Here is a 14,046-nt window from a genome sequence, read left to right as displayed (position 1 = left end):
GGCGTGGGGGCAGGGGTCGTCCTGGCCGAAGCCGGGCCGGCCAGGTGGGTATCGTCGAGACCGCCAGCGAGGGCCACCGTGGCGACGGCCGGAGCGGCATGGGCCTCGGCGGCGATGGCGACGGGAGGGGCCATGGGCGCGACCGGCGTCCTGGAACGCTCACCGCCATAGCGGGCCGTGGCGATCGGCGCGTCGGGATCATCGACCGGAGGGCGCGCGTCGGGGCCGCCGGCCAGGGTCAGGGTCTGGTTGAATTCTTCAGGGGCGTGCGTCGATAGGGCCGTCGCGGCGCCGACGACCGCGAGGCTCACCGTTACAAGCAGACATCCGAGCGCGACGCGTCGCATGCTCGCGGTGCTCCCCAATTCCCCTGGCGCCAGAGTTAACGACAGCTTTACGGTCTGTACAGGCGCCTCGCGCGACAGGCGTACTGCAGAACGCCACCCGTCACGGTCCTTGATCCTTCAGTGGCCGGGCTTGGGCTCGAAGGTTCGTTTCTCTTTGATTTTCAGGCAGTTCTGGTCGGGCTTCTGGCCATGCTGGGCCTTGGGCTCGGCCTTGGGCATGCTGAAGCTCCGCATCGGGTCCTGGTGTTGGAAGCCGCTGGTCATCACTCTTCCTCCCGTACGCATACTGATCTTATCACTCTGTAGGGTTGCTGGAATCGACAAGTCGCACATCCACGGAGACGTGAAGACGCGCCGCGCCGGGGTCGCCGATGATCGCGCCCGAGACGGGTAACGCTTGAGCCGGCGTTCGGGTGGCGGCGACGCGGATCAGGTCCGGGGATTCGACCAGGCCGTTGGTCGGGTCGAACTCCAGCCAGCCCAGGTCTGGCAGGAACACCTCGCACCAGGCGTGGGTGGCGCCGGCCCCGCGGATCGAGGTCCCTGGGGAGTGGATGTAGCCGGTGGCGAACAGGGCCGCGTAGCCCAGCCGGCGCAGGCCCTCGACCATCAGCCAGGCCAGGTCGCGGCAGGCGCCGCTGCGCTTCTGCAGTGTCTCGACGGGCGTCTGGACGCCTTCCTCATAGCGATTGCAGTACTCGAACTGGTGGTGGATCAGCTCGTTGATGCGCAGCAGGAAGGCCAGGGCCGGCTCGTCGCGATGGGCCTGCAAGCCGCGCAGCCAGCGCAGCAGCACCGCGTCGGGGTCGTCGGTGACCGGAGCGATGAACGGCTCCAGCGTCATCCGATCCTCGCGGGAATAGACGATGGGCGTCAGGGTGTCGGGGTTCTCGATGCGCTGCGGGACCAGCGGGGCGGGATAGCGGTCGATGACCAGTTCGCTGGCCACACGCATGGCGTCGGCCTTGCCGGTCGGCTCGAAGATGCAGACGCAGTTGCCGTTGGCGTCATAGCTCCAGCGCGTGCCGCCGGGCGGGAAGAGGCGCAAGGACGCCTCGACGATGCGCAGGGCGTGGCTGTCGCGCGGACGGATCATCAGCCGCTGCGGTCCGAACCGCACCGGCCGTTCATAATAGTACCGGGTCTCGTGAAGGATCCGCAGCCGTCCCATGCCGGAGCGACAACGCTCCGGCGCGGCTCAGGTTCCGGTTGTCGTCTAGGCTCGGAACCCGGCTTCGGCGAAGGCCAGCATGCGCTCCAGCAGGGCCACGACGTCCGACTCGCTGGTCTGGCCTTCCGACAGCACGTTCAGGCGGTCGAACTCGGCGAAGCGATTGTTGTGCAGCATGCCCAGGGTGAAGTGCAGCCGCCAGTAGACGTCTTCCGGCGACAGGTCCGGGCGAGCCTTCAGCAGGGCGTCGGAGAAGCGGCGAAGGTGCGAGACATCGGTCTTCAGCACGGTGCGGATCTCGTCGGTGCCTTCGCTGCGGGCGCGGATCAGGAACTGCAGCGAGATGCGGCGTTCGTGGTCGGGCGCCAGCCAGCGCAGGGGCGGGGTCAGCAGGGCGGCCAGGATCTCGCGGACCGGCGGGGCGCCGCCGTTACGGTCGTTGGCCTCGTGCAGCATCTTGGCCCGCTCGCGATTGAGCTCGGCCGTGCGGCGACGGAAGATCTCGAACAGCAACGCGTCCTTGGACCCGAAGTGGTAGTTCACCGAGGCCAGGTTCACGCCGGCGGCGGCGGTGATGTCGCGCACGGAGACGTTCTGGAAGCCGTGCAGCGCGAACAGGCGCTCGGCGGCGACGAAGACCAGGTTCTTGGTGGCGGCTTCGGTCTCGGCGGCCTCGACCTCATTGGAGGCGGCGGCGTCGGTGGTCGGACTCACTACGTATTCCCCTTTACCCGTGGGGAAGTCTTACGGGCGTTCGAATTTGGCGCAAGCGTCAAGATCACCGTCCGAACCCGGATGGAGCCCGTTCGCCGCATTTTCTGGCGGGCGTTGCGGTTCAGCCAGCCGCGGCGAGGCGCTCGACCGGACGGCCCATGCGGCCGCGGCGCAGCTGGCGCAGCAGCGGCCGGCCGACGGCCACGCCCAGGATCAGCGGCGCCAGCACCAGGGCCAGGGCCTTGCGCGGCAGGCTGTCGGCGCGCTTGAGGAAGTAGCGGACCAGACCGCGACCCTTGTGCCACTCGACGACCAGCGGGTTCTCCTTGCTGGTCGAGCCGACGTGGACGATGCGGGCGTTGGGCTGGAACAGCACGCTGCCGCCCAGCTTGCGGGCCCGCCAGCACAGGTCGATGTCCTCCACATGCAGGAAGAAGCCCTCGTCGAAGCCGCCGAGGGCGTGGAAATCGGACGCCCGCATATAGAAGCAGGCGCCCGAGATCGTAGGGGTGTCCACCGGGTGCGAAGGGGGGGCCTCGCTCTCCCGGTGGATCTCGAAGCGGCGCAGCGGGGGCAGATGAGCGCTAAGCTTCGAGAGGGTAAGCAGGGTCGTGACGGGCGTGATCTCGCCGCGTCGCGCGCCCCGCTGTTCGGTTCCGTCGGTATTGAACACCCGGGCCCCGATCACGCAGGGCGAGGGGCGGTCGCGGGCGGCGTCTTGCAGGGCCGCCACCGCGCCGGGGGTCAGGAAGGCGTCGGGATTGAGGAAGACCAGTTCCTGGCCCTTGGCCGTGGCCGCGCCCAGATTGGCGGCGCGGGCGAAGCCGATGTTGCCCAGACCCTGCAGCAGGCGCACGCGCGGCTCGCGGCGGGACAGATCGCGCAGCCAGGCCGCGTCGGCCAAGGAAGAGCCATTATCGACGATGATGAATTCCTCGACCCGCGGTTCGGCCAGGGCGTGACGCACGCTCTCCATCAGCGCCGGACCGGTCATGTAGACGACCATGATCAGCGACAGGCGAGGCTGGACCTCTGGCGCGGCCTTCCGGGAGTGAGCGGGGTCGATCGAGACGTACATGCGTTCGGTTCGTTCAAAATAGTTGCATAAAAACTGTATGTGGGTCGAAGATGATCCGCAAGGCCTCTTGCGAGACCGACGATCGATTGTTGCGTTTTTATGCAATGTGTAACAACTAGGGAGCGCCCGTGTGTTGGGCGTGGAAGCGGCTTAGCGATGTCCAGAACGGCGATGAATCCCGCCAAGGCGGCCCTCACCAAGACCCTGCGACGCGAAGCGGGTCGCTGGCTGAAGTCCGCGCGTGAGGCGGCGGGCCTGACTCAAGCGGAACTGGCCGAGAAGACCGGCTTGCGCTATTACACCTTCGTGTCCCAGGTGGAGAACGGTCTCGGTCGCGTGCCGATCGAGGCTCAAGCCGTCTGGGCCGAGAGCCTGGGGCTTGAACCGGGCCAATTCGCCCGCACCTTGCTGCGATATTACGAACCTGAGCTGTATCGGCTTCTGTTCGACGGCGCCGCCGAAGAGGCCGAGCCCGTCGTGACCGATCGAGCGGCCCAGGCCTGACGAGCGACGATACGATGGGTGAAATCCTAGCCTTCAGCCCGCGGCCTCCGGCCAGCGACTGGTCCGCCAACGAGCGGGGCCTGCTGATGCTGCTCACCCAGCAGCTGGAAACGGCCTATGGCGAGGTCGACGGGATCTTCGGCCAGACCGATTCGGGCGACCCCTGGTACGTGGTCACCGACGCCAACCAGGATGTCGTCGTCCACATCGCCCGCATCGATGGCCAGTTCGTCGTCCACGATGCGGCGATCGACATGTTCCACCAGGTGGGCAGCCTGTGGGGCGCGCTGCGCCAGGTGCTGTCCTCGGGCGTTCCCGAACAGAACAGCACGGTCGTCGCCTTCAATCCGTCCAGTCGCGAGGCCCAGTCCTTCCTGTCGCTGGTCATCGCCGTGGGCCTGTATCTGGAGATGCGCGGCGTCAGCGTGGGCGACGCGGGGCCGTTGAACTTCGGCAACCTGCCGCGCGCCGACGATCCGGCCATCGACACCCTGGCCTCCAAGCTGATCGCCGCCCTCGGGGGCGATATCGATCAAACCCGAGGCCACGCCCCGGCGGCCGCCGCTGGCGGCGAGGTCGCGCCGCAGTCGACGATCAAGCCGGAAGGCGCCGCCTCGATCGTGGTTCAGACGCAGGATATGGCCCACCAGGGTCTGCCGGCTTTCAAGATCACCCATCTGGCCGCGCTGGCGGCTCCGACCTCTGGCGCCGGTCATGCGCCGGCCGCGCCGGAGGACAAGGCGGTGGTCGAGAACCTGGGCGGGCAGGGCTTCGCCGCCGACGCCAGGACCGTCATCGTCGGCACGGCCGGCAACGACGTGATCTACGGCACGTCCGGCGGCGACATCATCCGTGGCGGAGCCGGCGACGACTATATCGACGGCAAGGGCGCCGCGAAGGGCCAGGTCGATCACCTGGACGGCGGTGAGGGCAATGACCGCATCGTCATGAACGCCCGCGTGGTCGCCACGGGCGGGCAGGGCGCCGACACCTTCCTGATCTCCGCCGAACGGCCGACCGACAAGGCCGCCGCCCTGCTGGGCCTGGTGCTCGACTATTCGGCCGCCAAGGGCGACCATCTGGCGGTGATGGGCGACGGCCACATGACCGTGGTCAGCGCCGCGACGGTCGCCAACGTGTGGACGGCCCAGGTCGAGGCGTTGAACGACGCGGCCGTGACGCAGGCGACGGACGTCAGCCATGCGGTGGCCGGGGCCCGCGTCGGCTTCGACATCGACGGCGACGGACGCGAGGACGTGTTCATCCTGCTGGGCGGCGCCAATGGCTCGACCTTCCGGGTTGGGACCATGATCGCCAACGACCACAGCGGCGCGCCGCCCGAGGTGCCGCTGGTCGGCCAGCCGTCCACGGACGCCGGCCACTACGGCGACACGACGACCGGCCGCTAGCCCCGGACCAGTTCCCGCATGGCCTTGTCCAGGCCATCGATGGTCAGTGGGAACATGCGGTCGGAGACGATCTGCTTCATCACGCCGATCGACTGGGTGTAGTCCCAGTGCCGCTCGGGCGTCGGGTTCAGCCAGATGCAGCTCTGGTAGATATCGACGACCCGCTGCATCCAGATGGCGCCCGGCTCCTCGTTCCAGTGCTCGACGCTGCCGCCTGGATAGGTGATCTCGTACGGGCTCATGGTCGCGTCGCCGACGAAGATCACCTTGTAGTCGGCCGGGAACTTGTGAAGCACGTCGAAGGTCGGAATCTTCTCGGTCTGCCGGCGCTTGTTGTCCTTCCAGACCGTCTCGTAGAGGCAGTTGTGGAAGTAGTAGAATTCCAGGTGCTTGAACTCGGTCTTGGCGGCGGAAAACAGCTCCTCGCAGAGCTTGATGTGGCCGTCCATCGAGCCGCCGATGTCGAAGAAGATCAGCACCTTGATGGCGTTGCGGCGCTCGGGGCGCAGCTGGATGTCCAGATAGCCCTTCTCGGCCGTGCCCTTGATCGTGCCGTTCAGATCCAGCTCGTCGGCCGCGCCGGTGCGGGCGAACTTGCGGAGGCGGCGTAGGGCGACCTTGATGTTGCGGGTGCCCAGCTCGACCGAGTCGTCGAGGTTCTTGTACTCGCGCTTGTCCCAGACCTTCACCGCGCGGCCATGGCGGCTCTTGTCCTGGCCTATGCGCACGCCTTCGGGATTGTAGCCGTTGTTGCCGAACGGGCTGGTGCCGCCCGAGCCGATCATCTTGTTGCCGCCCTCGTGGCGCTTCTTCTGCTCGCGCAGGCGCTCTTGAAGCGTCTCCATCAGCTTCTCGAAGCCGCCCATGGCCTCGATCTGCGCCTTTTCCTCGTCGGTCAGGAACCGCTCGGTCAGGGCTTTGAGCCACTCTTCCGGGATGTCGGCGGCGAGGCCCTCGTTGACCGTCTCCAGCCCCTTGAAGACGTGGCCGAACACGCGGTCGAACTTGTCGAGGTTCTTCTCGTCCTTCACCAGGCTGGCGCGCGACAGGAAGTAGAAGTCCTCGACCGTGCGGTCGATGACGTCCTTGTCGAGGGCCTCCATCAGCAGGAGGTATTCACGCAGGCTCACCGGTACCTTGGCCTGGCGGAGCTCGGAGAAGAAGCGAAGGAACATCGGCGCGGCTTTCGAACAGATGTTCGGGAGAATGGAGGGTTCTCAAACGGGACGCAATGGGCGGCTCAGCACAGGCCCCCACCTGACCTGCTGACGCAGGTCTGTCCGCCCCCAAGCGGGGCGGAGAGCGAGACGCTGCCCGTGCTGCGCGGGGCATGGTTCTCTCTCCTCCCCCTTTTGGGGGAGGGGGACCGGCGAACGCCGGTGGAGGGGGCTAGCCCCGCCGCAGGATGAACTCCAGGTCGTTCGTCTCGCCGACCTTGAAGAAGTATTCGCCGACCTTCTCAAACCCCAGCCGGCCGTAAAGCTTCTGCGCCCCGAAGTTCTCGGACCACACGCCGATCCAGAGCGGGCGCGGGCCGTCCTTCTCCAGCCAGTCCAGCGCGGTGTTGAGCAGCGCCGAACCTCGTCCGCCGCCTTGATGGCTCTTGAGGACGTAGACGCGCTTCAACTCGCCATGCTCAGGCGCGACATCCTCATGCGGCAGGTCGCACGGCCCGGCCAGGGCGTAGCCGATGGCCTCGCCGTCCTCGTCCTCCAGGATCCAGGTGGCCTTGTCCGGATGCGCCAGGTCGTTCCGCGTCCGCTCCAGCCCGTAGGCATAGGCCAGGAAGGTCTCCAGGTCCTCGGGCGGATAGAGGTAGGCAAAGGTTTCCGTGAAGGTCCGCGCGCCCAGGCTGGACACGGTGTCGGCGTCTTCGATCGTGGCGCGGCGGATGGAGTGGGTCATGGCGAGCTTGAGTAGCCGCCATGACCCCTTCCTTCAATCTGGAGCCTCCAATCAGAAGCCTTCCAGGACGATCTTGCCGCGCGTGCGGCCGCTTTCGATCGCCGCGTGGGCCTGGATCAGATTGGCGGCGTTGATGGGCGTCAGCACCTCCGACAGCGTGGTCCGCAGGTCGCCGGCGTCGACCAGGTCGGCCACGGCGTCCAGCAGGCGGTGCTGCTCGATCATGTCGTCGGTCTGGAACAGCGAGCGGGTGAACATCAGCTCCCAGTGCAGCGAGGCGGCCTTGCGCTTGAGCGGATTGACGTCCAGCGCCGGCGGATCGTCGATCACCCCGATGCGGCCTTGCGGCGCCAGGATCTCGACCAGGGCCGGGAAGTGGTCGTCGGTGTTGGTCAGGCCGGCGATCAGGCCGACCGGAACGCCCAGCGCCTTCACCTGGGCCACGAGGTCGCCGCTGTGATCGACCACGTGGTGCGCGCCCAGCTCCAGCACCCAGTCGCGAGTCTCGGGCCGCGAGGCGGTGCCGATCACGGTCAAGCCGGTCAGCTTGCGGGCCAGTTGCACTAGGATCGAGCCGACGCCGCCGGCCGCGCCGACGATCAGCAGGGCGCCCGTGCTGTCCTTGGTCGCGCCCAGGCGGTCGAACAGCAGCTCCCAGGCGGTGATGGCGGTCAGGGGCAGGGCGGCGGCCTGGGCGAAGGACAGGCTGGCGGGCTTCTTGCCGACGATACGCTCATCGACGAGGTGGAACTCGGCGTTCGAGCCCGGCCGGTCGATGGCGCCGGCGTACCAGACTGTGTCGCCGACCTTGAAGAACGTCACGTCCGGCCCGACGGCCTCCACGACGCCGGCGGCGTCCCAGCCCAGCACCTCGGCTTGGCCCTCGGCAGGCTTACGGCTCTTGCGGATCTTGGTGTCGACCGGATTGACCGACACCGCCTTGACCGAGACCAGCAGGTCGCGACCCGTCGGGACGGGTGTGGGAAGCTCCAGGTCGACGAGCGCCTGGGGCGCCTCGATCGGGGAGGGGACGTGGTAGCCTATGGCCTTCATGGCGGGTCTCCGGTTGGCTTCGTTGGCCTCGCCCCCCAGATCGCGCTAACCTCCGTAGGTCGCAAGTACGGTAAAAAGCTGTACGTAGTACCCAAAAGGATACCGTGGTGAAGTTCCGTGACTACAGCTGCGCCGAGGGTTGCCCGGTCGAGGCGACGCTCGATCTGATCGACGGCAAGTGGAAGGGCGTCATCCTCTATCACCTGCGCGACGGGACGCTGCGCTTCAACGCGCTGGGCCGACGCTTGCCGGGGATCACCCAGCGGATGCTGACCAAGCAGCTGCGCGAACTGGAAGAGGCGGGTCTGGTCGATCGGGTCGTCTACGCCCAGGTGCCGCCGAAGGTGGAGTACAGCCTCTCGGCCGAGGGCCGCAGCCTGGAGCCGGTGATCGCCGCCCTGGCCGCCTGGGGCGAGGCGCGGATCGCCCGGACAGCGAAAGCGGCCTGACCATGACCCTGGCGCTCTACACCCACCCCGACATGCTCGACCACCAGCCTGGTCACGGCCACGTGGAGAGCCCAGAGCGCTTGCAGGCCGTGATCGACGCCCTGAATGACGATCCCAATCTGCAGCTGGAGGCGCTGGATGCGCCGCTGGTCGAGGTCGAGGACCTGCTGCGGGTGCATCCCAAGGCCTTTGTCGACGCCGTGTTCGCGGCCGCGCCGAAGTCGGGCCGGCTGGCGCTGGATCCCGACACGGTGATGTCCAGCGGCAGCCTGGCCGCGGCCCGGCGCGCGGCCGGGGCCAGCGTCGCGGCGGTGCGAGCCATCGCGGCGGGCGAGACCAACAGGGCCTTCTGCGCCGTGCGGCCTCCCGGCCATCACGCCGAGCCGGGCGTGGCCATGGGCTTCTGCGTGTTCTCCAGCGTCGCCGTGGCGGCGCGGGCCGCCCAGGCGGCGGGGCTGAAGCGGGTGGCGATTGTCGATTTCGACGTCCACCACGGCAACGGCACCCAGGCCGTGTTCGAGCACGACCCGACGGTGTTCTTCGCCTCGATCCACCAGTCGCCGCTCTATCCCGGCACCGGCGATCCGTCCGAGACCGGCCTGGGCAACATCGCCAACGCCACCGTGGCTCCGCACGCGGCCCGCGAGACCTGGCGATCGCGATTCGAAGGGCTGATGGACAAGGTCGACGCCTTCGCGCCCGAGCTGCTGATCGTGTCGGCCGGCTTCGACGCCCATGTCCGCGATCCCCTGTCGGCGCAAAGCCTGGACGAGGATGACTTCGCCTGGGCGACCCGGGCGATCGTCTCGGTGGCCAACGCCCGGGCCAAGGGCCGGGTTGTGTCCTCGCTCGAGGGCGGTTACGACCTGCAGGCGCTGGGGCGTTCCGCCGCCGCGCATGTGCGCGCTCTTCAGGAGGGGTGAGGGGACGGAACGGCTTTTGGCCCACCGACTTCTCTTCAACATGGCCGACGTCACCACCGCCGACCAAATGTCCTCGCCCGTGAAATCGGGGACCATCACCCTGGCCCGCCACGGCGAACCCGCCCTGTCGCGCAAGGTCAAGCTCAACGCGCCTGAATATGGCGACTGGTGGGCGCGCTACGAGATCGGCGGTCTGAAGGACGGCCAGACTCCCCCGGACCAGCTGATCCAGATCGCCCGCGACGTCGACGTGATCATCGTCTCGACCCGCCGCCGCGCCATCGAGACCGCCAATGCGGTGGTCGCCGGCCGCGCCTTCACCACCGACGAGACCTTCATCGAGGCCCCGCTGCCGCCGCCGCCGTGGCCGCTGTGGCTGCGGATGTCGCCCAAGCGCCTGGGCTTCTTCGCCCGCTTCTGGTGGTGGTTCTTCAACAACCACGGCGGCCAGGAGACCCGCGCGGAAGCCGAGCTCCGCTCCGGCAAGGCCGCCGACCAGCTGGTCGCGCTGGCCGACCAGGGCCAGGACGTGCTGGTCGTGGCCCACGGCTTCTTCAACTGGATGATCGCCGACGCGCTGAAGGCGCGTGGGCTGACGAAACTGGTGGATGAGGGTCACGCCTACTGGAGCATCAAGCGCTTCCGCCGCGCTTAAGCCCAAAACCCTCTTCCCTTAACCACGCCTTGGCTCTAGGCCGTTGTCCGCGCCGCCTGTCGCTACTAGGCTGAGCGCTGTTCTCCTGAGAGTTGAAATGACCGACGCCGCCGCCCCCTCCGCCGACATCTCCGCCCTGAGCTTCGAGGAAGCCCTGGCGCAGCTGGAACGGATCGTGGCCGAGCTGGAATCGGGTCAGGCCCCGCTGGAACGCTCGATCGACATCTATGAGCGCGGCGCGGCCCTGAAGGCCCACTGCGAGAAGAAGCTGGAGGCCGCGCGCCTGAAGGTCGAGAAGATCGTTCTCGGCCAGGGTGGGGCCCAAGGTGGAGCTATCTCCGCCGAAGCGGCCGAGTTCAACTGATGGCGGCCTCGCGTCCGGCAAGTGATCTTGAGAAGCGGATCGTCCAGGCCGCCGACATCGTCACCGTGGCGCTGGACGAGCTGCTGCCGCGCGCCGACGGCCCGGAGACCCGCCTGACCGAGGCGATGCGCTACGCGGCCCTGGGTCCGGGCAAGCGCCTGCGCCCGTTCTTCGCGCTGGAAACCGGCAAGATGTTCGACCTGCCCGAGCGGCCGGTGCTGCGCGCGGCCTGCGCGTTGGAATGCATCCACGCCTACAGCCTGGTCCATGACGACCTGCCGGCCATGGACAATGATGACGTCCGCCGCGGCCGTCCGACCGTGCACAAGCAATATGACGAAGCTACCGCCATCCTCGCGGGCGACGCCCTGCAGACGGCGGCGTTCGAGATCATGGCCCATCCCGACACCCACGACGACGGCCATGTTCGTTCGGAGCTGGTGCGGAAGCTGGCGATCGCCTCGGGCGCCAAGGGCATGGCCGGCGGCCAGATGATCGACATTCTTGGGGTTCGCGACGACCTGGGCGCGGTGGCCCGGATGCAGCGCCTGAAGACCGGGGCGCTGATCGCCTTCGCCTTCGAAATCCCGCTGATCATCGCCCGCGCCAAGGAAGGCGAACGCGCCGCGCTTATGGCCTTCGCCCAGGACCTGGGCCTGGCCTACCAGATCGTTGATGACATCCTGGACGCCGAGGGCGATCCGAAGACCATGGGCAAGGCCACGGGCGGCAAGGACGCCGCCATGGGCAAGGCCAACTACGTCACCCTGCTGGGGCTGGACGCGGCGAAAGAGCGCGTGGCGCTTCTTGCCGACCAGACCCGCTCCCATCTCGAAATCTTTGGCGAGCGAGCCGAACATCTGCGCGAAAGCGTTGATTTCGTGCTGGACCGTCGCAACTGACCGCGCTTTCTTCGAACATGACTTCCAAAACGCCACTGCTCGACACCATCGCCTCGCCCGCCGACACGCGGGGCCTGTCGGTACCGGACCTCAAACAGCTTGCCGCCGAAGTCCGGGCCGAGATGATCGACGCCGTGTCGGTGACGGGCGGCCACCTGGGCGCGGGCCTGGGCGTGGTCGAGATGACCGTGGCGCTGCACCACGTGTTCGACACCCCCAAGGACATCGTCATCTGGGACGTCGGCCACCAGGCCTATCCGCACAAGATCCTCACCGGCCGCCGCGACCGCATCAAGACGCTGCGCCAGGGCGGGGGCCTGTCGGGCTTCACCAAGCGGGCCGAGAGCGAATACGACCCGTTCGGCGCGGCCCACGCGGCCACCTCGATCTCGGCGGCCCTGGGTTTCTGCGCCGCGCGCGACGCCAAGGGTGAAGACAACAGCGTCATCGCCGTGATCGGCGACGGCTCGCTGGGCGCGGGCATGGCCTATGAGGCGATGAACGCGGCGACCGACACGACCAAGCGCCTGATCGTCATCCTCAACGACAACGACATGTCGATCGCCCCGCCGGTGGGCGGCATGAGCGCCTATCTGGCCAACCTCGTGTCGGGCGGCGCCTACCGTTCGGTGCGCAAGCTGGGCAAGACGGTGGTCGAGAAGCTGCCGACCCCGATGCGCGAAGCCGCCCGCAAGGCGGAAGAATATGCCCGGGGCATGGTCACCGGCGGCACCTTCTTCGAGGAGCTGGGCTTCCACTATGTCGGCCCGATCGACGGCCACGACATGGACGCCCTGGTCAGCGTGCTGAAGAACGCCAAGGCCTTCGGCGAGAAGCCGGTGCTGGTCCACTGCGTCACCCAGAAGGGCAAGGGCTACGCCCCGGCCGAGGGCGCGGCCGACAAGCTGCACGCCGTGGCCAAGTTCGACGTGGTCACCGGCCAGCAGCAGAAGGCGGCGGCCGGCCCGCCCAGCTACACCAAGGTCTTCGCCCAGGAACTGATCAAGCAGGCGGAAAAGGACGACAAGATCGTCGCCATCACCGCCGCCATGCCCTCGGGCACGGGCCTGGACCTGTTCCAGAAGGCCTATCCCGACCGCACCTTCGACGTCGGCATCGCCGAGCAGCACGCGGTGACCTTCGCCGCGGGCCTGGCCGCCGACGGCATGAAGCCGTTCACGGCGATCTATTCGACCTTCCTGCAGCGCGGCTACGACCAGGTGGTGCACGACGTGGCCATCCAGGGCCTGCCGGTGCGCTTCGCCATGGACCGCGCCGGCCTGGTGGGGGCCGACGGCCCGACCCACGCCGGCAGCTTCGACATCGGCTTCATGGGCGCTCTGCCCGGCATGGTGCTGATGGCCGCCGCCGACGAGGTGGAGCTGGCCCGCATGGTCGCCACCGCCGCCGAGATCGACGACCGTCCCTCGGCGTTCCGCTATCCGCGCGGCGAGGGCCTGGGCCTGGAGATGCCGGCGATCGCCGAGCCGCTGGAGATCGGCAAGGGCCGCATCGTCCGCGAAGGGACCAGCGTCGCCATCGTCTCGTTCGGCACGCGCCTGTCGGAAAGCCTGAAGGCCGCTGATCTGCTGGCCGCTCGCGGCCTCTCGGCCACGATCTGCGACGCCCGCTTCGCCAAACCGCTCGACCTCGACCTGCTGCTGCGCCTGGCGCGCGAGCATGAGGCGATCGTCACCGTGGAGGAAGGCTCGATGGGCGGCTTCGGCGCCTTCGTGCTGCAGGCCCTGGCCCAGCACGGCGCGCTGGATCGCGGTCTGAAGATCCGCACCCTGTGCCTGCCCGACGTCTTCCAGGATCAGGACAAGCCCGATCTCATGTACGCGCAGGCCGGCCTCGACGCCGAGGGCATCCTGCGTGGCTCGCTGTCGGCGTTGGGGATGGACAATGTCAGCGCGGCGGGGGCTGGCCGCCGGGCCTAAGCCCAACCCGATATCCGCTCATCCCCGCGAAAGCGGGGACCCAAGCTGAATCTGTGGATTTTGCGCTGACGTGCCTACCGGCCAATGCCGCTTGGGTCCCCGCTTTCGCGGGGATGAGCGGTTTTTGTTAGACGCCGCAGGCCTTGAAGAAACTACGGACGGAAGCCCGGTCGGCAGACTCTGCCGCCAGGCTGTGGCGTTCGCCCTGGGTCAGCAGCGCCAGGTCGCCTGAGCGCCTGAAACCGTCCAGCGCGGGGGCGCTGGCCTTGCCGCGGCCTTCCAGGAAACCGCCTTCGCTCAGGGCGTCATCGACCTTGGCGGCGGCGAAGCGGCTTTCCGTGCGACCCGAGGCCAGGACGATCTCGCCGCCCGACAGGCCCACGGCCGAGACATCGACCTGATCCTGGCCGGGCCGGCAGCTGATCATCAGCACGACGTCGTCGGTATTGGGCCGGCCATAGGCGAGGCGAGGGGCCTCCGAACCGTCGGCCAGATAGGCCCAGCGATAGCCGTCGACCGCGATCTTCTCGTGCGCGCAGCCGGCCAGAGCGGCGGCGAAACCCAGAGCGGCGAAGGCGGCGATGCGGCGTCCCATGACGGTCTCCTCGCCCGATCAACGCGGCGGGGAGCTG

16 protein-coding genes and 1 pseudogene are annotated in these 14,046 nt (G+C 68.0%); 8 read left to right on the top strand and 9 right to left on the bottom strand.

Annotation, left to right across the window (positions count from 1 at the left end; translation table 11 throughout):
* From AC07YH_RS17850 to AC07YH_RS17830, 5 genes and pseudogenes are all read right to left on the bottom strand, one after another.
* A pseudogene (locus AC07YH_RS17850) lies at window positions 1-311 on the bottom strand (hypothetical protein); the annotation flags it as partial.
* 153 nt (window positions 312-464) lie between these two features.
* The gene (locus AC07YH_RS17845) at window positions 465-611 is read right to left on the bottom strand and encodes a hypothetical protein (protein WP_494748299.1); all 147 of its coding nucleotides are present in this window, start codon (window positions 609-611) and stop codon (window positions 465-467) included.
* Window positions 612-642: 31 nt separating this feature from the next.
* On the bottom strand, window positions 643-1,518 hold the full coding sequence (locus tag AC07YH_RS17840; protein ID WP_494748298.1) for a transglutaminase family protein: 876 nt from the start codon (window positions 1,516-1,518) through the stop codon (window positions 643-645).
* A gap of 45 nt (window positions 1,519-1,563) precedes the next feature.
* On the bottom strand, window positions 1,564-2,232 hold the full coding sequence (locus AC07YH_RS17835) for a TetR/AcrR family transcriptional regulator (RefSeq protein WP_494748297.1): 669 nt from the start codon (window positions 2,230-2,232) through the stop codon (window positions 1,564-1,566).
* Window positions 2,233-2,353: 121 nt separating this feature from the next.
* Entirely contained in the window at window positions 2,354-3,310 is a 957-nt protein-coding gene (locus tag AC07YH_RS17830) for a glycosyltransferase family 2 protein (protein ID WP_494748296.1), read from the bottom strand.
* Window positions 3,311-3,466: 156 nt separating this feature from the next.
* Between AC07YH_RS17830 and AC07YH_RS17825 the strand changes: the two genes are divergently transcribed.
* Window positions 3,467-3,814: a helix-turn-helix domain-containing protein gene (locus AC07YH_RS17825; protein ID WP_494748295.1), complete on the top strand. Its 348-nt coding sequence runs from the start codon at window positions 3,467-3,469 to the stop codon at window positions 3,812-3,814.
* 14 nt (window positions 3,815-3,828) lie between these two features.
* Window positions 3,829-5,223 carry a calcium-binding protein gene (locus AC07YH_RS17820; RefSeq protein ID WP_494748294.1) on the top strand — a complete coding sequence of 465 codons (1,395 nt, stop codon included), beginning with the start codon at window positions 3,829-3,831 and terminating at the stop codon, window positions 5,221-5,223.
* Here the strand turns inward: AC07YH_RS17820 and AC07YH_RS17815 are convergent.
* The 3 genes from AC07YH_RS17815 to AC07YH_RS17805 all read right to left on the bottom strand — a co-directional run bounded on the left by AC07YH_RS17815 (window position 5,220) and on the right by AC07YH_RS17805 (window position 8,181).
* On the bottom strand, window positions 5,220-6,398 hold the full coding sequence (locus tag AC07YH_RS17815; protein WP_494748293.1) for a vWA domain-containing protein: 1,179 nt from the start codon (window positions 6,396-6,398) through the stop codon (window positions 5,220-5,222). The two genes, AC07YH_RS17820 and AC07YH_RS17815, sit on opposite strands and share 4 nt — an antisense overlap.
* Window positions 6,399-6,612: 214 nt before the next feature.
* A complete protein-coding gene (locus AC07YH_RS17810) occupies window positions 6,613-7,128 on the bottom strand; it encodes a GNAT family N-acetyltransferase (protein ID WP_494748292.1) in 516 nt (171 codons plus the stop codon).
* Between the two features lie 51 nt (window positions 7,129-7,179).
* Window positions 7,180-8,181 carry a zinc-binding alcohol dehydrogenase family protein gene (locus tag AC07YH_RS17805; RefSeq protein WP_494748291.1) on the bottom strand — a complete coding sequence of 334 codons (1,002 nt, stop codon included), beginning with the start codon at window positions 8,179-8,181 and terminating at the stop codon, window positions 7,180-7,182.
* 107 nt (window positions 8,182-8,288) lie between these two features.
* On the opposite strand from AC07YH_RS17805, the gene AC07YH_RS17800 reads away from it, so the two are divergent.
* From AC07YH_RS17800 to dxs, 6 genes are all read left to right on the top strand, one after another.
* Window positions 8,289-8,630, top strand: a complete 342-nt coding sequence (locus AC07YH_RS17800; protein ID WP_494748290.1) for a winged helix-turn-helix transcriptional regulator — start codon at window positions 8,289-8,291, stop codon at window positions 8,628-8,630.
* A gap of 2 nt (window positions 8,631-8,632) precedes the next feature.
* Entirely contained in the window at window positions 8,633-9,553 is a 921-nt protein-coding gene (locus tag AC07YH_RS17795; protein ID WP_494748289.1) for a histone deacetylase family protein, read from the top strand.
* Between the two features lie 40 nt (window positions 9,554-9,593).
* On the top strand, window positions 9,594-10,208 hold the full coding sequence (locus tag AC07YH_RS17790; protein ID WP_494748302.1) for a histidine phosphatase family protein: 615 nt from the start codon (window positions 9,594-9,596) through the stop codon (window positions 10,206-10,208).
* A 97-nt stretch (window positions 10,209-10,305) separates the two neighbouring features.
* Window positions 10,306-10,572: an exodeoxyribonuclease VII small subunit gene (locus AC07YH_RS17785; protein WP_494748288.1), complete on the top strand. Its 267-nt coding sequence runs from the start codon at window positions 10,306-10,308 to the stop codon at window positions 10,570-10,572.
* Complete coding sequence (locus tag AC07YH_RS17780; RefSeq protein WP_494748287.1) at window positions 10,572-11,474, top strand: polyprenyl synthetase family protein; 903 nt, start codon at window positions 10,572-10,574, stop codon at window positions 11,472-11,474. The genes AC07YH_RS17785 and AC07YH_RS17780 overlap by 1 nt, the downstream gene beginning before the upstream one ends.
* A gap of 17 nt (window positions 11,475-11,491) precedes the next feature.
* Window positions 11,492-13,414 carry a 1-deoxy-D-xylulose-5-phosphate synthase gene (gene dxs, locus AC07YH_RS17775; protein WP_494748286.1) on the top strand — a complete coding sequence of 641 codons (1,923 nt, stop codon included), beginning with the start codon at window positions 11,492-11,494 and terminating at the stop codon, window positions 13,412-13,414.
* 127 nt (window positions 13,415-13,541) lie between these two features.
* Here dxs and AC07YH_RS17770 read toward each other — a convergent pair whose 3' ends face one another.
* Entirely contained in the window at window positions 13,542-14,009 is a 468-nt protein-coding gene (locus AC07YH_RS17770; RefSeq protein ID WP_494748285.1) for a hypothetical protein, read from the bottom strand.
* Window positions 14,010-14,046: the final 37 nt, after the last annotated feature.

The sequence above is a fragment of the Caulobacter sp. GW456-12-1-14-TSB4 genome, from assembly GCF_059424195.1.
The sequence above is the reverse complement of the archived record's forward strand: the minus strand, read 5'-3'. Positions and strand labels throughout refer to the sequence as shown.